Annotated in this window: 1 protein-coding gene; it reads left to right on the top strand. The window is 34.3% G+C overall.

Going from position 1 to position 565, the window contains the following annotated elements:
* Window positions 1-295 precede the first annotated feature (295 nt).
* Window positions 296-565, top strand: a 270-nt coding sequence (locus BA053_RS06415; RefSeq protein WP_156518246.1) for an IS110 family transposase, incomplete at its 3' end; no start/stop codon positions are given.

Here is a 565-nt window from a genome sequence, read left to right as displayed (position 1 = left end):
GCTATTCCAAGCCTACATTCTTCAACTTTGAGACCGGATTTAAAATTTTATGTAATATCTCTATTTTCCATCTAAGGCAATTGTAAGTTAAAAACGTGATATAAAAGAGATAAGAGAGAAAGATAACCCTGCTCACTAGGAATAGCGGGCGTGCGCGACCGAAAGGAAATTGGTATTACAACCGTTGGTATCAAGGTACGCTAGCCCTATCTCTCGATACGTTTGAATAGTTGCTTGGGACATATATATGCACCCGTTTACAATCTTAAATTAACTAAAACTATCGAGGTTTATTATGGTTACATCTTATCAAAATTTTATTGGCATTGACATCGGAAAATTTAAAAATGTCGTTGCAATTCACAAACAGAAGAATGCTGTCGAATTTGATAATAATGCTTCTGGTTGGCAACAATTATTTCAAGAGTTTTCAGATATTCTACCTAATGCTTTAGTGACTTTAGAAAATACAGGGAAATATGAGCTTGGCTTATCACATTTTCTTACCGACAAAAATATTGCCGTGCATCGAGCTAATACTCGTAAAGTAAAAAGCTTTATTTTA

It is taken from the genome of Wolbachia endosymbiont of Nomada ferruginata (assembly GCF_001675785.1).
Taxonomy (GTDB): domain Bacteria; phylum Pseudomonadota; class Alphaproteobacteria; order Rickettsiales; family Anaplasmataceae; genus Wolbachia; species Wolbachia pipientis.
This window is presented reverse-complemented; position numbering and strand designations above follow the sequence as displayed.